This window comes from Streptomyces sp. R11, from assembly GCF_041051905.1.
Classification (GTDB): domain Bacteria; phylum Actinomycetota; class Actinomycetes; order Streptomycetales; family Streptomycetaceae; genus Streptomyces.
Window position 1 is genome coordinate 4,722,247 of record NZ_CP163432.1, and the last position, 19,415, is coordinate 4,741,661.

The following is a 19,415-nucleotide window of genomic DNA, read 5'->3' on the forward strand; positions in this document are numbered from 1 at the left end:
TCGCGCGACGCCCCTCACATCATTTAGGCGCCTTCGCCGCCGAAGCGCTCCTTGTACGCCTCCAGGTCCTCGTCCGTGAGCTTGGCGAAGAGGACCGGAGGGACGGTGAAGGGGGTGCCGGCGGGGACGGCCGTGAGGGACCTGGCCTCCTCGGCGCTCACCCAGGTCGCCGTGTCCTCCTTCAGGGCGAAGGCCTGGCGCATGGCGGCCGCCGTCGAGGGGATGAACGGCTCCGAGACCACCGCGTACAGGTGGATCAGGTTCATCGCGGTACGGAGAGTGAGGGCGGCGGCGTCCTTGTCGGTCTTGATCTCCAGCCAGGGGGCCTTCTCCTCCAGGTAGGAGTTGCCCGCGGACCACAGGGCGCGCAGGGCGGCGGCCGCCTTGCGGAACTGGAGGGTCTCCATGTGCTGCTCGTACTCGGCGAGGAGCTCGGCGATCTGCTCGCCCAGCTTCGCCTCCGCCTCGCCGGCCTCGGCACCCGCCGGGACCTCCTCGCCGAAGCGCTTCTTGGAGAAGGACAGGACCCGGTTGACGAAGTTGCCGAGAGTGTCGGCCAGGTCCTTGTTGACCGTGGCCGTGAAGTGTTCCCAGGTGAAGGACGAGTCGTCCGACTCGGGGGCGTTGGCGATCAGGAAGTAGCGCCAGTAGTCGGCGGGGAGGATCTCCAGGGCCTGGTCGGTGAAGACGCCGCGCTTCTGGGAGGTGGAGAACTTTCCGCCGTAGTACGTCAGCCAGTTGAAGGCCTTGACGAAGTCGACCTTCTTCCAGGGCTCGCGGATGCCGAGCTCGGTGGCCGGGAACATCACCGTGTGGAACGGGACGTTGTCCTTCGCCATGAACTCCGTGTAGCGGACGTCGGTGTCGACGTCGTACCACCAGGACTTCCAGTCGCGCGTCGACGGGTCGAGGTCCGACCACTCCTTCGTCGCGCCGATGTACTCGATCGGGGCGTCGAACCAGACGTAGAAGACCTTGCCCTCGGCCGCCAGCTCCGGCCAGGTGTCGGCCGGTACCGGGACGCCCCAGTCCAGGTCACGGGTGATCGCACGGTCGTGCAGGCCCTCGGTCAGCCACTTGTGGGCGATGGAGGACGCCAGGTGCGGCCAGACGCCGTCGTGGCGGGCGACCCACTCCATGACCTCGCTCTGCAGCTTGGACTGGAGGAGGAAGAGGTGCTTGGTCTCGCGCACCTCCAGGTCCGTGGAGCCGGAGATCGCCGAGCGCGGGTCGATCAGGTCGGTGGGGTCGAGCACGCGGGTGCAGTTCTCGCACTGGTCGCCGCGGGCCTTGTCGTAGCCGCAGTGGGGACAGGTGCCCTCGACGTAGCGGTCCGGGAGGAAGCGGCCGTCGGTGGGGCTGTACACCTGGCGGATCGCCCGCTCCTCGATGAAGCCGTTCTCGTTCAGCTTGCGGGCGAAGTGCTGGGTGATCTCGACGTTCTGCGGCGAGGAACTCCGGCCGAAATAGTCGAAGGCCAGTGCGAAGCCGTCGTAGACCGCCTTCTGGGCGTCGTGCGCCTGGGCGCAGAAGTCCGCCACGGGCAGACCCTGCTCCTTGGCCGCAAGCTCGGCCGGGGTGCCGTGCTCGTCCGTCGCGCAGATGTAGAGGACGTCGTGGCCGCGCTGGCGGAGGTACCTGGAGTACACGTCCGCCGGGAGCATGGACCCCACCATGTTGCCCAGGTGCTTGATTCCGTTGATGTACGGAAGGGCGCTGGTGATGAGGTGTCGAGCCATCGGGGGCTGCTCCCAGGTCGGATTTCGGGGTTCTTGGTTCTTTGCGAACCTTGAAATCGTAGCCGACATGGGTGAGCCGCCCGCTTCCCATTTCGAGGGGTGGGAAGGGGCGGCCCGGGGTGATCTTCGGTGGTTACGGGCGCCAGGTGGCCAGGATGCCCTCGTAGATCTCCGCGTCCGTGAGCTCCTTCGGGTCCTCGCCGGCCAGGAAGTAGGACACGTTGTCCAGCTTCAGCTTGCGGAGGTAGTCGAAGGCCTTGTTCTCCGGGTCGCCGAACGCGACGAAGGAGAAGAAGACGGCGGGGTGGTTCTTCGCGGCCGTGGTGAGGGCGTGGGTGGCGGGGGTCTTGGCGTCGGGGGCGCCGTCGGTCTGGAAGACGACCAGGGCGGGGGTGTCGGGGGCGGTCTTGGTGTGGTGGGTGAGGACTTCCTCGACCGCGACGTGGTAGCTGGTACGGCCCATGCGGCCGAGGCCCGCGTGCAGCTCGTCGATCTTGTTCTCGTGATCGGTGAGGGTGAGCTCGCCGGTGCCGTCGAGTTCCGTGGAGAAGAAGACGACGTGGACCTTGGCCTCGGGGTCGAGGTGGGCGGCGAGGGCGAGGGTCTGCTCGGCGAGGGCCTGGGCGGAGCCGTCCTTGTAGTACGGGCGCATGCTCGCGGAGCGGTCCAGCACGAGGTAGAGCTTCGCTGTGGTGCCGGTGACGTTGGTCTTGGTGAGGGTGGTTGCGGCGGCGGTGTGGGCGGTGCGGAGGGTTGTGGGGATGGGGGCTTCGGCTTCGCCTTCAGCCTTTGTGTTCCCGCCCGCACCACCCGTGCCGGTTTCGTCGTCGGCTGCGGGTGACTCCTGTGGGGCGGTCTCGCCGTCGGCGGCTGCGGGGGCCTTGGGTGCGGGCTCCGGCTCGGTCTCGGCAGCCTCCGGCTCCGGCTCGGTCTCGGCAGCCTCGGGCTCCGGAGTGGTCTCCGTCGCCTTCGGCTCCTCGGTCACCTCCGCGGGCGCAGGCGTCTCGGCGGCAGCGGGCTCCGCCGCGACCGGTTCCGCCGTGGCGGGCTCCTCGGCGGCAGCCGGCTCTGCCGCAACCGGTTCCTCGGGGGCCGGAGTCTCCGTGACCAGCTCCTCAGCGACCGTCGGCTCGGCCGTGACCGGCTCCTCGGCCTCGGCCGGCTCGGCAGCGGGCTCCTCCGTGGCAGGCGTCTCAGCGACCGGTTCCGCCGCGGCGGGCTCCTCGGCGGCCGGGGTCTCCGTGACCGGCTCCTCAGCTTCGGCCGGCTCGGTGGCGGGCTCCTCGGCCACCGTCGGCTCTGCCGTGACCGGCTCCTCGGCCACCGTCGGCTCTGCCGCGGCCGGCTCCTCGGTCGCCGTCGGCTTCGTCGGCTCGTCGGTTGACCGGTCCTCCGCCGGGTCCGCAGGCCTCGGCACCGAGATGTTGTCGAAGGCGGCCGAGACCAGCTCGTGCTCGTCGTCCGTCTCCTCGGGCGCGGGCGGCACCTGCGGCTCCGACGTGCGCGGTTCCGGGACCTGGGCCGTGGTCGGCGGCGTGGGTTCCGGGGAGGGGGAAGGGAGCGTCGGCTGCGGTTCCGGCGCAGCACTCGCACCCTCTGCTTCGGCCGTACGAACCTTGCGTGATCGGCCGAATGCGTTCCGCAGGAGAGTGAGAATGCCCATGTCCGCAACCCTTCGCGTGAGTTGATGCCCGTCGATCCCTGGCCAGGACGGACACGTAAGGTTAGCGGCCCCAGATGGCGATCTTGGGGAGGGGCGGACACAGAAGGATTCCGTCCGTCGAGGTACGTCAAGGGCTGCATCGCGCCGATTCCGCGGCGCGGGCCCAACTCCCGTACGGATACCTCTGATTCACCTCCAGTTCATGCGGTCGCCCCGCTCCCGCACAAACGTGCCCCTACCGTCCCCCACGCTGCACTCAAGGGGAAGCAAGGGGAGTACAAGAAGCCATGCGCATTCAGCTGCCGATCATCAGAACGAACAGTGACTCGCATCCCGGCGGCCGGGCCGCCCTGACCTGCCGGTTCCGGTGTGGTGACGCCTGTTTCCACGAGGTGCCCAACACCACCACGAACCCGTACGTCGGTGACGTGATCGCCGAGGCCGTCAGCCGCCGTACGACGCTGCGCGCCGCCGCCGTCGTCACCGCGGCCGCCGCCGTGGGTGCCTCCGCCACCGTCGCCGCGCCGAAGGCCGAGGCCGCCGAGGCCGCCGCCGCGACCGAGCGGACCGGCACCTTCGGCCGCGGTGCCCGCGGGCTGCGGTTCAACCCCGTCGCGCCGAACACCGCCGACACCGTGACCATTCCGGACGGATACGGGCAGAACATCGTCATCCGCTGGGGCGAGCCCATCCTGCGCGGTGCGCCCGCCTTCGACCCGGCGAAGCAGACCGCGAAGGCCCAGGCCGGTCAGTTCGGGTACAACTGCGACTTCCTCGCGCTGCTGCCGGTCCCCGGCGAGCGCGGCCGCCAGATCCTCGTCGCCAACCATGAGTACACCGACGAGGTGCTCATGTTCCGTGGCTACGACGCCGCCAACCCGACCAAGGAGCAGGTCGAGATCGCCTGGGCCGCGCACGGCCTGTCCGCGGTCGTCGTCGAGTCCGAGCACCGTACCGGCAAGCTCACCCCCGTCTCGCGTCACCCGCTCAACCGCCGCGTCACCGCCACCACCGAGTTCCGCATCACCGGCCCCGCCGCCGGCTCGGACCTGCTGAAGACCTCCGCCGACCCGACCGGCCGCAAGGCCCTCGGCACGCTCAACAACTGCGCCGGCGGCGTCACCCCGTGGGGCACCACGCTGCACGGCGAGGAGAACTTCAACCAGTACTTCGGCAACGCCACCCGCGCCACGGACAAGCGCTACGGCATCGGCACCGGTGCCACCGAGCGCAAGTGGGAGCGTTTCGACAAGCGCTTCGACGTCGCGCAGGAGCCGAACGAGGTGCACCGCTTCGGGTACGTCGTCGAGCTCGACCCGTACGACCCCGACTCCAAGCCGCGCAAGCACACCGCGCTCGGCCGCTTCAAGCACGAGGGCGCGACCGTGCGGCTGACCGACGACGGGCGTCCGGTCGTCTACTCCGGTGACGACGAGCGCTTCGACTACTTCTACAAGTTCGTCGGCAGCAAGCGGATGAAGAAGGGCAGCTCGCGCGCTGTGCGGGAGCACAACCTCTCGCTGCTCGACGAGGGCACGCTCTACGTAGCCAAGCTCACCGGCGACTCCCCTGCCATCGAGATCGACGGCACCGGCAAGCTCCCGGCCGACGGCGAGTTCGACGGCAGCGGCGAGTGGATTCCGCTGGCCACCGCCACCGCGAAGGGTGCCGAGTCGCACGTCGAGGGCATGACCGCCGAGGAGGTCTTCGTCTTCACGCGCCTCGCCGGTGACAAGGTCGGCGCGACGAAGATGGACCGGCCCGAGGACATCGAGCCCAACCCGCACACCGGCAAGGTGTACGTGGCCCTCACCAACAACACCAACCGCGGCATCGGCACGAACGCCAAGGCGGACGAGGCCAACCCGCGCAACGCCAACAAGCACGGGCACGTCCTGGAGCTGACCGAGCGCTGGAACCGGGCCGACAGCAAGAAGTTCGCCTGGTCGCTGTTCCTCGTCGCCGGTGACCCGGAGGACCCGGCCACCTACTTCGCCGGGTACCCGAAGGACGGGGTCTCCCCGATCTCCTGCCCGGACAACGTGGCCTTCGACTCGTACGGCAACCTGTGGATCTCCACCGACGGCGCGCAGCTCGGCTCGCACGACGGCCTCTTCGGTGTCGCCACCCGCGGTGACCGGCGCGGTGAGCTCAAGCAGTTCCTGACCGTGCCGAAGGGCGCGGAGACCTGCGGTCCGCTCATCCAGGACCGCCGTGTGCTCGTCGCCGTGCAGCACCCGGGCGAGATCGACGGCGCCACGGCCGAGAAGCCGCTGAGCGCCTGGCCCGACGGTGCCGGCAAGATCAACCGTCCGGCGGTCGTGGCGGTCTGGCGCAAGGACGGCTGCGACATCGGCGTCTGATCGACGGACACCGACAGGCACTAGGGAAGGGCTGGGACCGGCGGCTGCCGCTCACCGTCGTGTTCCAGCCACTCCCGGTAAGCCGGCGCCTGCCGCGCCGCCTCCCAGTACGCCTCCTCCAGCGCGGGATAGACCCCGTCGAGGTCCGTCTCCGTACGGGCCGCGAGGAAGAGCCGTACGCCGAGCGGGTCGCCGTGCAGGCGCCGTACCGCCATCGTGGGACTGTCGGCGTGGGTGGGCTGGCAGACGGCGACGACCTCGCCGGTGGCGACCAGGGCGTCGGCCGTGTAGTAGTCGCCGTGCAGGACATGGGGGTTGACGCCCGCCGCGCGGAACATCCGCTGCACGGCGTCCCACTCGCCGTCGACCGTCGGGTCGACCATCCAGCGGTCGTCGGCCAGGTCACGCAGGGCGACCTCGGACTTCGCCACGGCCGGATGGTCGGTCGGCAACGACACGAACTGCGGCTCGCGCTCCATCAACACGCGTAGCCGTAGCTCCGGCGGGATGCGCAGCGGGCAGCCCTCCACCTCGTGCACGAAGGCGACGTCCAGCTGGCCGTCGGCGACCATGCGCAGCAGGGCGTTGGGGGAGACGTTCATGTGGAGGGTGGGGTCCTGGCCGTGGCCGCGCAGTCGGCGCAGCCAGCCCGCCAGGGCCTTGCTCGCGGTCGAGCCGACCCGCAGTTCCGGGCCGCCCACCGCGGCCGCCCTCGCCTCGGCGACCAGGGCACGCATATCGGCCACCAGCGGGCGGGCCCGGCTGAGGACCAGCCGGCCCAGCGGCGTGGGGCGGCAGCCGGTTCTCGCGCGCAGGAACAGCGCGCCGCCCAGCTCCTGCTCGATCCGTCGCAGTTGCGTGCTCAACGATGGCTGGGCGACGCCCAACTGGCGGGCGGCCCGGTGCAGACTGCCGGCGTCGGCTATGGCGCACAGCGCGCGGAGGTGTCTCACCTCGAGCTCCATGCCCTCGGAGACTAAAGCGGAACAGCGGGTTTCACCAGCCGCACAAATCCCCCCTGATGCCCGCCAATTGGGGCCCTGATAGGGCTGTGCTATCACCGGTTGCCATCATCACAGCGGCCTCACAGGCGCCGACACTCGCCTTGACGACTCACCCCCCACCCAGGAGTCATCGATGCGTATGTCCACGTCCATGTCCGCCCGTACGGCGGCGGCAGTCGGTCTCAGTGTCGCGGCACTCGGCCTGGGCACGGCGGCCCCGGCCACGGCGGCACCCGCCCACACCTCCGCCACCGCCGGCTACGTCGCCAAGTCCGCGGAGTCCGACGCCAGTCGGGCCTTCTTCGAGGCGGTCGTGAAGTCCGTCGCCGAGAAGCGCGCCGCGAACCCCCGCGCCGCGGCCGTCACCGTCGTCTACGACGCCTCCGGGGCGCCCACGTTCAGCGCGCAGATAGCCAGAAGCACCCAGATCTGGAACAGCTCGGTGTCCAACGTCCAGCTCCAGCAGGGCTCGAACGCCGACTTCACCTACCGCGAGGGCAACGACCCGCGCGGCTCGTACGCCTCGACCGACGGTCACGGCAACGGGTACATCTTCCTCGACTACGCGCAGAACCAGGAGTACGACTCGACTCGCGTCACCGCGCACGAGACCGGGCACGTGCTGGGTCTGCCGGATCACTACGAGGGCCCGTGCAGTGAGCTGATGTCGGGCGGCGGTCCCGGTCCGTCCTGCACGAACCCGAACCCGGACGCCAACGAGCGCTCCCGCGTGGAGCAGCTGTGGGCCAACGGGTTCGCCGCGGCGATGGACAAGGCGCTGCACAAGGTCGCTGCCCGCTAGTCGGGCCAGGATCCACCCCCCACACACGGCGCGGTCGCCCTCCTGCACGGGGCGGCCGCGCCGCTTTTCGGGACGGTGCGCCCAATGGCTCGGGTGGCTTGCCATGGTGGACGGCTGCGGGTTCGTTGTGGCTGGTCGCGCCCACGCGGCGGAGCCGCGACACAGCCCCGCGCCCCTGGGTCGGCTGCCGCTCAGGCTCCGTGCCCCTGAGGGGACTTCAGTGCGGGGACGCGATTGCTCTTGCCGCTGCCACCTCCTGGCGCAGGGGCTCCAGGACGCTGCCCTCCGGGCCGCTCAGGTCCGTGCGGACCTCGTACAGGGTTTCCGCCTGGCGCAGGCCCTCCGCCAGTTCTCTCAGTTGGCGGGCCACCTGCATCGCCTCGGTGGTGGACGGTGGGGGTGCGCCGTGGGCCACTCGTACCCTCGCCGCCGTGGTCGCGTCGATGATGCGTTCCACTGCGACGACCAGGGGCCACCAGGCGGCTGCCCGGCGGCCGGTGGGCGGGGGTTCGGTCAGGGCACGCTGGAATTCGGTGCGGATGGCGGAGAGGGTGCGGTAGAGGCCGCGGCGCATCCGGGCGCGGGCCGGCGGGTCCACGGGGTCCGGACCGAAGGCGCCCTCCACGTAGCGTGCAGTGTCCTGCACCGCGTCCGCGAGGCGGGCGCCGACCCGGGTGTGCCAGCTCTCCGGCCACAGCAGGTAACCGGCGATCAGGGCGATCGCGCAGCCCATGAGGGAGTCGCCCAGGCGGGGCAGCAGCAGGGCGGTGCCCTGGCGGTTCAGGACGTCCGACAGGAGCAGGATCACCGGCGTGATGGCGGCAGTCTGGTAGCCGTACCCGCGCGGGGTGAGCGCCGGGATCAGCGGGGCGAGCAGGAACAGCACCGGTACGTCCCACCAGCCGCGCGGCACTTCCGCGAGCACCGCCGCCGCGATGACCAGCCCGGCGACCGTGCCGAGGGCGCGCAGCAGGGCGCGGGAGAAGACGGAGCCGAAGTCGGGCTTGAGGACGAAGGTGATGGTCAGCGCGACCCAGTAGGAGCGGGGGACCGGGATGAGGGACACCAGCGCCTGGGCGATCCCGATGCACAGGGCGAGGCGCAGGCCGTAGCGCCAGGAGGCGGCGGAGAGCGTGACGCCCCGCAGGGCGCGGGCGGCGCGGATGCTCAGGGCGGCCGGGCGGCCCAGGCGGTCGTCGATGCCGCGCGGGTCGACGTCCGGGTTGCTGACGACCTCGGCGGCGTGCCGCAGGGCGTGGTCGACGGCGCGGCCGGTGTCGGTCGTCGGGGCGGGCAGTTTCAGCCCTATCGGCCCGGTGTAGCCGGTCTCCACGGCGGAGGCGAGGTGCCGTACCGCCGCCGGGACCTCGGGCGGGAGGGGGCCGGCGCTGAGGCGGGCGGCGGGGGCGGCCTCCACGACCGGGGTGATGGCGTTCAACTGGGCCAGCAGGCGGGTGAGTTCGGGGCTGCGGCCGTGGTGGCGGGCGCGGTGGGCGAGGATGATGTCGTACGACTGGTTCAGGGACTGGGTGACGGCGTGCCGGCCGGCGTCGTACGCAAGGGCGGTGCCGCCGTCGCTGCCGCCGACCTCCAGCAACTCGGCGACCGCGCGGTAGCTGTCCGCCACCGCGGCCCGCTCCGGCACCCCCGACCGCAGCGGCCAGGCGAGCAGCGCCAGGGCCAGGACGAGCAGCCCGCCGCCGGCCATCAGCAGCGGTGCCATCCACCACTCGCCCGGCAGTGGCAGCCCCGCGCCGATCACGGACGTCAGCAGCAGCAACAGCCCCGACACGGACGCGACCGCGCCGATCGTCGAGATCATCCCGGAGATCAGCGCGACGCCGGTGACGGCGGCGACGGCGACCCAGCCGTGGCCGAACACCAGGGCCCCGACGGTGATGCCGATGGCGCCGAAGAGCTGCGGGATCGCGATCGTGGGGATGCGCAGGCGGTAGGCGGAGGCGGTGTCGCTGATGACGCCGTTGAGGGCGCCCATCGAAGCGAGGGCGCCGTATCCGGGGCGGTCGACGGCGAGCCCGATGGCAAGGGGCAGGGACAGCGCGATCGCCGCGCGGACCACGGCGGGCCAGTTGACGGGGGCCGGCTGGGCCCGGAGGTTGCGCACGAGCCAGTCGGGCGGGGTGAGGCCGATGGGGAGCTCGCGGGACATGGGGCCCATTATGGGCACGCTTGTTCAGCTCGTCGCCGACCTCATCGCCGCTGGTGAAGGGTGACGTCGACGAGCAGGGCACGGTGGTCGGTGTCCGGCAGGTCGAGGAAGCGGGCGGTGCGGGCGGAGAACTCGGCCGACAGGAGCACGTGGTCGATCTGCACCCCGAAGGGCGGCGCGGTACGGGCCGGCCAGCTGGGTGTGCGGTCCTCGCCGGTGAGCCGGGTGGCGTCGCGCAGACCGGCGTCGAGGATGCGGCGGAAGGCGGCGTGGTCCTCGGAGGCGTTGAAGTCCCCGGCCAGGATCACGGGGGTCCGGCCGTCGCCGCCGATGCTCTCGGCGGAGAAGTCCCGCAGGTCGCCGAGCTCCCGGCGCCACAGGTCGACGTGCTGGGGCAGCGGCGGCATGGGGTGCGCGAGCTGGAGCCGTACGGCATGTCCGCGCACGTCGGCGACCGCGCCGGGCATGGCCATGGTGCCGTCGACTCCGTCCGCGGGGTCCAGCGGGAAGCGGCTGAGGACGACCGACCCCGCCGACCCGGCCTCGACCTGCGCCGCCCGGTGCGGGTAGTCGGTGCCGAGGGCTTCCTTGAGCCCGGCGTCGCAGGTGTACTCGCACTCCTGGACGAACACGATGTCCGGCCGCTCTCGGCGGACGGCGGCGACCAGGGCGTCGGTCGCCTGCCCGAACTCGACGTTCGAGGTCAGCACCCGGAAGGAGACGAGCGGGGGCCCGCCCGGCAGGCCGGTCTTCCCGTACGGCTCGATGTACCAGGCCAGCAGTCCGAGGAGCGCGACGGCCCATACGACGCCGAGCCACCAGCGCGAGAAGAGCGCCGACAGCAGTCCGAGGCCGGTGGGCACGAGCAGCCACGGCAGGAAGGCGAGGAGCTGAGGGACCGGGGTGACGCCGTCCACGTCGGCGACCCGGCAGCCGACGACCACGCTGACACCCAGGAACAGCAGGCCGGCCGTCCATCGGCCGAGCCTGCGCCCGGCCCGTCGTCCTGACTCACCGTCCCGGGAAGCCGTCCACTCGGCAGTCGCAGTCTCCAAGTCCCGGCCTTCCGCTCGCGGGTGGGATGCCCGAATCCTCCCTCAAAGACGGGGGTCATGGGGGGAAGGTTGCGCGGCGGCCACGGGTACGGATCACCCATCCACCCGCGCCAGGAACTCCCCCAGCGCCTCGTCGAACTCCCCCGGCCGCTCCAGGTTCGGCATATGGGCCGCGCCTTCGATCACCCGCAGGGTCGAGTCCGGGAGGGCCGCGTGCATGGCCTGCGCGTCGGAGACGGGGGTGTAGGCGTCGTCCGCGCCGACGACGACCAGGGCGGGGACCGTGACGCGGGTGAGCAGGTCGCGGTAGTCGGGGCGTTCGGCGCGTCCGCGCAGGGCCGCCGCGGCGCCCTCGGGCGGGGTCGCCGTCATCATGCCGTGGACGTGGGCCTTGACCTCGGCGTCGGCGTACGGCGCCACCATCTTCTCCAGCACCTCGTCGGCGTATCCGCTCATGCCCTCGCGCAGCAGTCGGTCCGCCGTGGCGTTGCGCGCCCTCTTGCCCTGCTCCGTCTCCGCCGCCGGGAACGTGTCGGCGAGGACCAGGCCCCGGATGCGGTGGGGGAAGCGGGCGTAGCACTCCATGACGATCTGGCCGCCCATCGACAGGCCCGCCAGCACGAAGGTCTCCACCTTCAGGTCGTCCAGCAGCGCCTCGATGTCCTCGGCGAAGGCGGAGAGCGGGGTGACGCCGGGGACGACCGGGGAGGCGCCGTAGCCGCGCAGGTCGGGGGCGACGACCCGGCGGGCGGCGGAGAACGTCTCCATCTGCGGTGCCCACATCGTGCGGTCGAAGGGGTGGCCGTGGACGAGGACGAGCGGGGTCGATGAGCTATCGACTCCTTTGTCCTCGTATGCGAGGAAGGGGCTCATGTGGATGACCCTAGATCGCCCCAACTCCTCGGTGCAATAAGATCTTTGCCCTCGGTGCAATCCGGGGAGCCCGTGGATGGGGGAGTCTCGTGGACGACTATCGGCGTCTCGCCGACCGCATGGCCGACGACATCGCCGCCGGACGGCTCAGGCCCGGCGAACGGCTGCCCCCGCAACGGGTGTTCGCGCGGCGGCGCGGGATCGCCGGGTCGACGGCGGGGCGGGTGTACGCCGAACTCGTACGGCGCGGGCTGGTCGTCGGCGAGGTCGGCCGCGGGACCTTCGTGCGGGCCGCTCCGGAAGGGAACGGGCGGGCCCTTGTCGAGGCCGCCACCGCGGCGCCGGTCAACCTGGAGCTCAACTACCCCTGCGCTCCGGGTCAGTCGGAGCTCCTCGCCCCCGCCCTCGCGCCGCTCCTGCGCCCCGACGTCCTGACCGACGCCCTCCGCCCGGCCGCAGTCACCGGCACATCCGAAGCCCGCCAAGCAGCGGCCCGCCTCCTCGCCACACCGGACTGGCACCCCGCACCCGACCGAATCCTCTTCACCGGCAACGCCCGCCAGGCCGTCGGCGCCGCCCTCGCCTCCCTGGTCCGGCCGGGCGGCCGGGTCGGCGTCGAGGCGCTGACGTATCCCGTGGTCAAGGAGATCGCCGCCCGGCTCGGCATCACCCTGGTGCCGTTGGCCACGGACGAGGAGGGCCCGCGCCCGCAGTCCGTCGCCGCCGCCCATCGCACGGCTCCGCTGGCCGCCCTCTACCTTCAGCCGACCCTGCACAACCCGGCCTCGGTGACCACGAGCCCCGAGCGCAGACGCCAACTCGCCGATACGGCGGCCGACTTGAACATCCCCATCATCGAGGACCGCATCTGGTCGTTCCTCACGGACGACGCCCCCCTCGCCACCCACGCACCCGGCCTCACCCATGTCGTCGACGGCCTCTCCAAGCGCGTCGCACCCGGGCTCACCGTCGGCTTCCTCGTCGTACCCGAGGAGCGGGTCGAGACGGTGGCCGCGGCCGTACGGTCCGGCGGGTGGAGTGCGGGGCGGTTCGCGCTGGAGGCGGCCGTGCGGTGGATCGGGGACGGGACGGTGGAGCGGCTGGTCGCGGCGAAGCGGGCGGACGCGGCGCGCAGGCAGCGGATCGTCGGCGAGGAACTGCGCGGGTTCGCCGTACGGTCCGATCCGCGCGCCTATTTCGCCTGGTGGGAGCTGCCCGCGCCGTGGCGCGCGGACACCTTCACGGCCGCTGCCGCCGCGCTCGGCATCGCCGTGACGCCCGGTCCCGCCTTCGCCGTCGACCCGAACCGGACCCCGGACGCCGTCAGGCTCGGGCTCGCGTCGGCTCCTGAGCCGGATCTGCGGCGGGCGTTGCGGACGCTCGGCGGCGTCGTGCGAGCAGGTCCGTGAGGCGGCAGATGAGGGCGACGGTCAGGCCGAGGGCGATGAGCAGCCAGGACACCGTGCGCAGGGTCTGGGTCAGGGCGTCGTAGACCGCGCCCGCGGCCGGGCGGTGGGCCGCCTCGGCCAGGCCCGCCAGCGTGAGCCTGCGGCCGATCACCAGCGTGAGGAGCAGGAGCGAGCCGCCGAGTGCCGTGCCCAGCGCGGTCGCCGTGACCGCGCGGCGGCGGCAGGCGGCGACGGCAATGCCGGTCGCGGCGAGCGCGACGGCCGAGACGGGCAGCCAGAACCCGGCGACTTCGAGCACGTCGTACCCCTTCCTGAGCCGGTCCAGCTCGTGGGCCGGGAGCACGGGGACGTCGGTGTGCTCGACCGGGATGTGGTGCGCGAACGGGATGCGGTCCTCGGTGAGCCGGCGTTTGACCTGGGCGGTGACCGGGGCCAGGTCGACGGTGACCGTGCCGTGTCGTCCGTCCTGGAGGGCGCTGAGCACCGCGTCGTGGACGGCCCTGTTGCCCGCCTCCCACGCCGTGCGGAAGGCCTCGGTACGGGTGAAGGAGCGCACGGCGTCCTGCACGAAGGGGCGTACCGCGCCGCTCTCCGGCGACACCGGGGACACCGGGGACGTGTCCAGTCTGTCGCCGACCGCGTCCATGATCCCCGCCCCGACGGTGTCCGCGACAGCGCCCTGCACCGCCGGGTCGTGGGCCAATGGCGCCATCGCGGTCACGTACCGGCCCGTGTCGACCAGCGCGTACGACACCCACGCCGCCAGCGCGCCGAACGGCACGAGGAGGCACGACAGGGCGATCAGCGCTGCCGACAGGGCGTTCCGCAGACGGGTGGGCACCCTCTCAGGCAAGGATCACGGGGGCGTGGGCGCCAGCCCTGTGCCTGCATACGGACGCACGATTCCGCTCTCCGGTGGAGCGTTCACCCGAACGGGTGTCTTATGGATCAGGGGAGCAAGGAGGCCCATCATGCGCAGCACTCCGTCTCTGCGGATCATGGCCGCGGCCCTGCTGGCCGGTGGCGCCCTCGCCGTCGCGACGACCGGTACCACCGCGGTGGCCGACGACCGTGGCGACAGGGCCGGCATCGAGTGCCAGTTCCGCGGTCAGCACTTCAACGACGACCCGTTCTGGCACTGGTGCCCGGACTTCGACGACGGTTCCGTGAACGTGAACGTGATCGTGATCGTGGCTGGATGACCGTGATCGCGGGTGGATGAAGGGGAACCGGTCGGCCTCGGCACCATCGGTGGCCGGGGCCGAACCGTGCGTCAGCCGGGGCGCTCCGCGTATCAGCCGATGCGGTGGCCCTGGGCGTCCTCGTGCGTGTAGTAGCGGTAGAACAGCACGACGAAGCAGGCCGCGCCGATCACCAGCCCCATGATCGAGGACCTCAGGACCGTGTTGGGGGCCTGGCTGTACAGGAACCCGAACGTGCCGCCCGCGAAGGCGGCCCACAGAACCGCGTGCACCTCCCGGATCACCCGCGAGGCGACCCAGCGCACGGCGACGTACAGCACCATGAACGCGACCGCGGTGACGAAGCCGAAGAGCAGGTTCCAGCCGGTGATCTCCCCGCCGGAGCGCCGGTTCGCCGCGGCCCAGTAGCCGTAGACCAGCCCGAGGACGACCGGCACGGCCACACTCGCGACTCGGTGCGTCCGCGCGCTGAACACATCGGGCAGACCGCTCATCCCGGTCGTACCCACCCGCCGGGCCCTTCCGGGCACGGGTGCCGCATGAGCCATGTGAGCACTCCTCTCTCTCCACGCCCCCGCCCTCCAGAGCACACCCGGGACGGTCGGGTGGCAAGTCGGCGGTGCCGATCGCGCCCGTCCGGCGTTCGAGGGCGGGGCCCGGATACCCGGATGCGGCGCGTCGAACGCCGTGCTTCGCTGAAGCCCATGAGGGCCGTAAGCGACGGTGAAGCCGGCCCGCAGGGCGACGCGCGCCGGTCGGGGCTGCTGAGCGTGCGCGGTCACAGCGTTGCCTGGGTCCCGCCGCTGGTGCTGCTCGTCGGCATCGTGCTGGTCGACTTCAGGACCAGCAGCGACTTCCGGATCCTGTCCTGGATCGTGCTGGTGCCCGGCATCGCCGCCGCGATCTGCGGGGTGTGGGGAACGGCCGTCTTCGCGGTGCTCGCACCCGCCACCTACCTCGCCGCCGACGCGGCCCTGCCGCACGAGTACCAGGCCGGCCTGCCCGACCTCGTCCTGGCCGGCATCGGCGGCGTCCTCGCCACGCTGGCCTGCGCGGTCCGCGTGCGCGGGGAGCGGCGCATGCTGCACATGCAGGACGTCACCGCCACCGTCCGCCGTACTGTGCTGCGTCCGCTGCCGCCGGGCTGGGGCGGTCTGGAGCACGCGGCCGTCTATCTCGCCGCCGACAGCGAGGCCAGGGTCGGCGGAGACTTCTACGACATCCAGATCGGCCTGCACGGCACCCGCGTCATCCTGGGCGACGTCCAGGGCAAGGGGCTGGGCGCCGTGGAGGCGGCGGCCGCACTGCTCGGCACCTTCCGTGAGAGCGCCTATCACGAGCCGGATCTGGCGATGGTCGCCGTACGACTGGAGGAACGTCTGCTGCGGCACATCCGGCTGCGCGCGGCTCTGGGCAAGGAGGAGGGAGACCGGTTCGCCACCGCCGTCCTGATCGGCTTTCCCGAGGAGCAGCCGGACACGATCGATGCCGTCGTCCTCGGCCACGACTGTCCGCTCGTCGTCGGCCCCGACGGCGTGGAGCCGCTGCCGCCCGGCCACGCCCTGCCCCTCGGCTACGGCGGACTGGCCCCCGCCGACGGTCCGCCGCCCGTGCACCGGGTGGCCCTGCGGCCCGGCGAGACCCTGCTGCTGACCACGGACGGTGTGACCGAGGCCCGCGACGGCGACGGCGTCTTCTTCCCGCTCGACACCGAGGTCGCCAAGGCCGTCGCCGCCGACCCGGACATCGCGCAGCCCCGGCGCCTGGTCGACTTCGTGCGGGAGAGCACGCTGCGGCACTGCAGAGGGCATCTGTCCGACGACACGACGGTGTTCGCGGTACGGCGGACGGCCGGTGCGGGGAATGGGGACGGAAACGGACGTTTGCAGCCCTGAGATCCCCTCTTTGCAGCCGCAGCGGTTACGGTGCTGCCGTACGTGATCGACGGGGGATGGGGAGGGACCGATGCCCGGAACAGTGCTGTTGCTCGCCGCCTCACCGGCGGGCAGGGGCTCTCTGGTGGACGCCGCCTCCGTGCTCCCCGTCCTCGCGGCGGTCCCGCCCGCGGTGCTGTCCGGCACGGACACCGCCAACGTCGTCGAACTCGCCGACCCCCTGGAACCGCAGGCCGTCCTCACCCGCCTGCGCGCCGCTGCCGTCGCCCCCGGCCCGCTCACCGTCTTCGTCGCCGGCCAGCTGCAACTGGACCGCCGCCAGCACCTGCCCCACCTGGCGCTGGCCCGGTCCACCCCGTCGACCGTCCGCTACAACGGCTTCCCCTGGCACTGGATCCGCGAGGAACTGCGCCTGCGCGCACCGGGTTCCACCTCGCTGGTCCTCGATCTGCACGCCGACCACGAGACCTGGCAGTGGCTGCTCGCACACCCCCTCGACTCGGGCCGCGACCACGCCGTCTACGGCCGGATCGCGCCACCGCCGAACCGGCGGACCCTGGCGGGCCCGGCGTACATGAAGGCGGTCGCGACCCTGCTGCGCAGTGGACACCGCCCGCCCCTCGACCAGTTGCACCAGTTGGCGTTGCAGCGGATCGCGCCCGAGGGCGGCGTGGGCATCGACATCGTGCTGACCGCGCAGGGCCCCGTGCCGAGCGACCCGCACGCCGCCATCACCAGCGCCGTCCAGGCGGGCCGGCACGGTGACGCCGACGCGCTGGCCGCCCGGCACGAGCAGACCGCCGTCCACACCCATGGCCACGCCTCCGAGGAGGCCCTGCACTGGGGCGAGGTCCGCGCGGACCTGGCGATGCTGGCCGGGGACCCGGTGCGCAGCTGCCGCACCTGGCTGACGGTCGCCTCCTCCAGGCTCTCCGCCGGACAGGCCCCGGACGCGCCAGCGGTGGAGGCCGCGGTGGACCGTGCCCACCACCAGTGGGGGCAGATCCGCGACACGGCCCTCGCGCGCGAACTGGGGCCCGTCCTCGTGGAGTTGAGGAGCCGGGTGCCGGGGCGCCGGCGCGGCGCCCTGGAGAACGTCCATCGGCAGCTGCGGCAGCTGCAGGTCAGCGGCTGACGGTTCGGCGATGACGGTTCAGCGATGACGGTTCAGCGGGTGAAGGTGAAGTACTTCCAGCCGCCGTACGTCGTCGTGTTGACGTTGTCGCCCGACGCCGGGTCGACGTAGGACGAGCGGATCCGGAAGCGGGCGCCCGTGGGCGGGTTGTCGTCCAGGAGGACGGAGTCCTTGCCGTAGCGGTCCAGCCCGAAGTACTCGGTGGCCGTGGTGTGCCAGGCGCCGCTGTAGAACTGCTGGATCTGGAACTGGTATTTGCGGCCCGGGTACATCGTCATCGTCGTGTTGAGGATCGGGTCCTTGGTCTGGCGGAAGTAGTAGTACTTCGCGTTCCAGGCGGTGGCCGTCTTGTAGTAGCCGCTCAGCGACGTCGAGATGCTCACCCTGGTGTAGACGGTGTTGGTCGTCGTCTTCGCGGCGTACCGCGTGTCACCCGTGAACTTCGCGCTGACCTTGGTGTCCCGGGTCAGGCGCAGGCTCGCCGTCAGGTTGCCCTGGGAGTCGACCGTGCCCTTCTTCACCAGCGTGTTCGGCTTGTCGGAGCCGTGTGGGTCGGCCCAGATCTCGACGCTGCGGTTCTTGTACGTGGTGCCGAGGTGCGCGGTGAAGGTGACGTTGCTGTTGTAGTCGTACACCTTGCCGCCGTTGTTCAGCGTCAGCGTCGTCGCGGTCTTGGCGACGGTCACCGAGTCCGAGGCGGTGGCGGGGGCGTGAGCGGCGTCGCCCCCGTAGGCGGCGGTGTACGTCACCTTGCCGCCGGCCGGCGGGGTGTCCGTGAAGGAGTACGTCCCGTCCGCCGCGACGGTCGCCGTGCCGAGCGCCTTGCCGGACCGGGACTCGTCGTCGGTGCGTGTGACGGAGACCTTGGTGCCGGCCGGGAACGGGGCCGAGGAGGCCAGCGTGCCGGTGAGGGTGAGGGGCTTGGCGCGGGTCGCCGTGGCCGGGGCGTCGACCGTGAGGGTGGTGGCCGCCTTCGTCGGGGCGTCGAAGATCCGCAGCGAGTAGGCGTCGTTGCTGTTCAGCGACACCGCGAACAGCTTGCTCTCGTCCGGCGCCCAGGCCAGGCCCCGGGCGGCGAGGGTGTCGGAACCACTGCTGGAGCCGGTGTTGGGGAAGTCGTACTGCTTGAGCGGGTTCGGCTCGCCCTGCTTGAAGACGTGCACGTCCGGGTCGTACCAGGAGCTGGTGCCCGCCGCGACGTCCCCGTTCGGGGCGATGTCGACCGCGTTCGGGTAGGTGTTGGTGACGTACTTGCCGTCCGCGGACAGGTCGGAGAGCTTGTAGACCGCCTGGTAGTACGGCGCCCCGCTGGCCGTGATGACGTCCTTGCCGTCCGGTGTGACCGCGAGGTCGGCGAGGTTGCCGCCGCCGGTGTTGCCCGGGTCGAAGGCGTACGTGGTCCGGCTCGCGGTGCCGGACGCGACGTCGTACACGGCGAGGACGACCGGGCTCTGGCCCGGCGCGCCCGCGACCAGCGTGCCCGGGGCGCCCGCGGAGGCGTCCAGGATCGGGGCGTCGTAGAAGGTACGGGCGGTGTCCTGGCCCAGGGTGACGACCGGGTCGGTGCCGCTCAGGTCGAGCGAGCCGATGTTGCCGTCGCCGCCGGCGCCGTAGCTGAACCAGAGCTTGCCGCCGGCGAGGGCCACATACCTGGGACCGGCGTCCGCGCCGGTGGCGTAGCGGTGGGCCTCGGTCGCGGTGGCGGTGTCGATCGCGACGACCGCGTCGGCGTCCGCCACGGCCGCGTACACGGTGCCCGAGTCGGGCGACAGCTCCAGGCCGCGCACGCCGGGCAGGGAGCCGACGGTGCCGACGAGTGCGCCGGCGTAGTCGGTGACCAGGACCTGGCCGGCGGTCGGGTCGCTGATGAAGACCCGGTGGTGCACCCCGTCGACGACCATGTCGCCGGTCGACTTCAGGGGCAGGGGCGTGCTGGAGTCGGCCGCCGCCGACCCGGCGCCGGTCGCCACCAGGGCGACCGAGCTGAAGAGGACCGCGAGTGCCGTCGCGGTCGGAAGGGTGCGTCTGCGCACAGGTTTTCGAACCCCCCGGAACGAAAAATAAGTGGGGCGGGCGCGGCAGATGAGGGCACGCGAGCCGCCGTG

At 71.8% G+C, this 19,415-nt stretch carries 15 protein-coding genes; 6 read left to right on the top strand and 9 right to left on the bottom strand.

Translation table 11 applies throughout. The annotated features are described in order from the left end of the window. Positions 1-23: 23 nt before the first annotated feature. Entirely contained in the window at positions 24-1,739 is a 1,716-nt protein-coding gene (gene metG / locus AB5J55_RS21620) for a methionine--tRNA ligase (protein WP_369272251.1), read from the bottom strand. A gap of 133 nt (positions 1,740-1,872) precedes the next feature. Next, the gene (locus tag AB5J55_RS21625; protein ID WP_369272252.1) at positions 1,873-3,402 is read right to left on the bottom strand and encodes a VWA domain-containing protein; all 1,530 of its coding nucleotides are present in this window, start codon (positions 3,400-3,402) and stop codon (positions 1,873-1,875) included. 287 nt (positions 3,403-3,689) lie between these two features. Here AB5J55_RS21625 and AB5J55_RS21630 point away from each other — a divergent pair, with 287 nt between their 5' ends. Continuing rightward, a complete protein-coding gene (locus tag AB5J55_RS21630; RefSeq protein ID WP_369272253.1) occupies positions 3,690-5,765 on the top strand; it encodes a PhoX family phosphatase in 2,076 nt (691 codons plus the stop codon). A gap of 20 nt (positions 5,766-5,785) precedes the next feature. On the opposite strand, the gene AB5J55_RS21635 is transcribed toward AB5J55_RS21630, so the two are convergent. Then, the gene (locus tag AB5J55_RS21635) at positions 5,786-6,730 is read right to left on the bottom strand and encodes a LysR substrate-binding domain-containing protein (RefSeq protein ID WP_369272254.1); all 945 of its coding nucleotides are present in this window, start codon (positions 6,728-6,730) and stop codon (positions 5,786-5,788) included. 172 nt (positions 6,731-6,902) lie between these two features. Here AB5J55_RS21635 and snpA point away from each other — a divergent pair, with 172 nt between their 5' ends. Then, positions 6,903-7,571, top strand: a complete 669-nt coding sequence (snpA, locus tag AB5J55_RS21640) for a snapalysin (RefSeq protein WP_369272255.1) — start codon at positions 6,903-6,905, stop codon at positions 7,569-7,571. A 217-nt stretch (positions 7,572-7,788) separates the two neighbouring features. On the opposite strand, the gene AB5J55_RS21645 is transcribed toward snpA, so the two are convergent. From AB5J55_RS21645 to AB5J55_RS21655, 3 genes are all read right to left on the bottom strand, one after another. Continuing rightward, complete coding sequence (locus AB5J55_RS21645; RefSeq protein WP_369272256.1) at positions 7,789-9,741, bottom strand: FUSC family protein; 1,953 nt, start codon at positions 9,739-9,741, stop codon at positions 7,789-7,791. Between the two features lie 41 nt (positions 9,742-9,782). Continuing rightward, positions 9,783-10,796 carry an endonuclease/exonuclease/phosphatase family protein gene (locus AB5J55_RS21650; RefSeq protein ID WP_369272257.1) on the bottom strand — a complete coding sequence of 338 codons (1,014 nt, stop codon included), beginning with the start codon at positions 10,794-10,796 and terminating at the stop codon, positions 9,783-9,785. A gap of 93 nt (positions 10,797-10,889) precedes the next feature. After that, the gene (locus AB5J55_RS21655) at positions 10,890-11,669 is read right to left on the bottom strand and encodes an alpha/beta fold hydrolase (RefSeq protein WP_369272258.1); all 780 of its coding nucleotides are present in this window, start codon (positions 11,667-11,669) and stop codon (positions 10,890-10,892) included. An 89-nt stretch (positions 11,670-11,758) separates the two neighbouring features. Between AB5J55_RS21655 and AB5J55_RS21660 the strand changes: the two genes are divergently transcribed. Continuing rightward, positions 11,759-13,078, top strand: coding sequence for a PLP-dependent aminotransferase family protein (locus AB5J55_RS21660; RefSeq protein WP_369272259.1), 1,320 nt, complete (start codon positions 11,759-11,761; stop codon positions 13,076-13,078). On the opposite strand, the gene AB5J55_RS21665 is transcribed toward AB5J55_RS21660, so the two are convergent. Then, the gene (locus tag AB5J55_RS21665) at positions 12,993-13,919 is read right to left on the bottom strand and encodes a hypothetical protein (protein WP_369272260.1); all 927 of its coding nucleotides are present in this window, start codon (positions 13,917-13,919) and stop codon (positions 12,993-12,995) included. The two genes, AB5J55_RS21660 and AB5J55_RS21665, sit on opposite strands and share 86 nt — an antisense overlap. A 130-nt stretch (positions 13,920-14,049) precedes the next feature. On the opposite strand from AB5J55_RS21665, the gene AB5J55_RS21670 reads away from it, so the two are divergent. After that, on the top strand, positions 14,050-14,280 hold the full coding sequence (locus AB5J55_RS21670) for a hypothetical protein (protein WP_369272261.1): 231 nt from the start codon (positions 14,050-14,052) through the stop codon (positions 14,278-14,280). A 92-nt stretch (positions 14,281-14,372) separates the two neighbouring features. Here the strand turns inward: AB5J55_RS21670 and AB5J55_RS21675 are convergent, their stop codons facing one another. Further along, positions 14,373-14,828 (bottom strand): hypothetical protein, encoded by a 456-nt coding sequence (locus AB5J55_RS21675; protein ID WP_369272262.1) that lies wholly within the window; start codon positions 14,826-14,828, stop codon positions 14,373-14,375. Positions 14,829-14,984: 156 nt separating this feature from the next. Between AB5J55_RS21675 and AB5J55_RS21680 the strand changes: the two genes are divergently transcribed. Beyond that, positions 14,985-16,175 carry a PP2C family protein-serine/threonine phosphatase gene (locus AB5J55_RS21680; RefSeq protein WP_369272263.1) on the top strand — a complete coding sequence of 397 codons (1,191 nt, stop codon included), beginning with the start codon at positions 14,985-14,987 and terminating at the stop codon, positions 16,173-16,175. A 70-nt stretch (positions 16,176-16,245) separates the two neighbouring features. Next, entirely contained in the window at positions 16,246-17,310 is a 1,065-nt protein-coding gene (locus tag AB5J55_RS21685; protein ID WP_369272264.1) for a hypothetical protein, read from the top strand. Between the two features lie 32 nt (positions 17,311-17,342). Here the strand turns inward: AB5J55_RS21685 and AB5J55_RS21690 are convergent, their stop codons facing one another. Further along, entirely contained in the window at positions 17,343-19,343 is a 2,001-nt protein-coding gene (locus AB5J55_RS21690; RefSeq protein ID WP_369272265.1) for an Ig-like domain repeat protein, read from the bottom strand. Positions 19,344-19,415 lie beyond the last annotated feature (72 nt).

Bases quoted from the DNA above. Each gene is read 5' to 3' on its own strand.
- AB5J55_RS21670 (WP_369272261.1), top strand. From the start codon at position 14,050: ATGCGCAGCACTCCGTCTCTGCGGATCATGGCCGCGGCCCTGCTGGCC.
- AB5J55_RS21675 (WP_369272262.1), bottom strand. From the start codon at position 14,828: ATGGCTCATGCGGCACCCGTGCCCGGAAGGGCCCGGCGGGTGGGTACG.
- AB5J55_RS21655 (WP_369272258.1), bottom strand. From the start codon at position 11,669: ATGAGCCCCTTCCTCGCATACGAGGACAAAGGAGTCGATAGCTCATCG.
- AB5J55_RS21685 (WP_369272264.1), top strand. From the start codon at position 16,246: ATGCCCGGAACAGTGCTGTTGCTCGCCGCCTCACCGGCGGGCAGGGGC.
- snpA (WP_369272255.1), top strand. From the start codon at position 6,903: ATGCGTATGTCCACGTCCATGTCCGCCCGTACGGCGGCGGCAGTCGGT.
- AB5J55_RS21680 (WP_369272263.1), top strand. From the start codon at position 14,985: ATGAGGGCCGTAAGCGACGGTGAAGCCGGCCCGCAGGGCGACGCGCGC.
- AB5J55_RS21625 (WP_369272252.1), bottom strand. From the start codon at position 3,402: ATGGGCATTCTCACTCTCCTGCGGAACGCATTCGGCCGATCACGCAAG.
- AB5J55_RS21630 (WP_369272253.1), top strand. From the start codon at position 3,690: ATGCGCATTCAGCTGCCGATCATCAGAACGAACAGTGACTCGCATCCC.
- AB5J55_RS21645 (WP_369272256.1), bottom strand. From the start codon at position 9,741: ATGTCCCGCGAGCTCCCCATCGGCCTCACCCCGCCCGACTGGCTCGTG.
- metG (WP_369272251.1), bottom strand. From the start codon at position 1,739: ATGGCTCGACACCTCATCACCAGCGCCCTTCCGTACATCAACGGAATC.
- AB5J55_RS21635 (WP_369272254.1), bottom strand. From the start codon at position 6,730: ATGGAGCTCGAGGTGAGACACCTCCGCGCGCTGTGCGCCATAGCCGAC.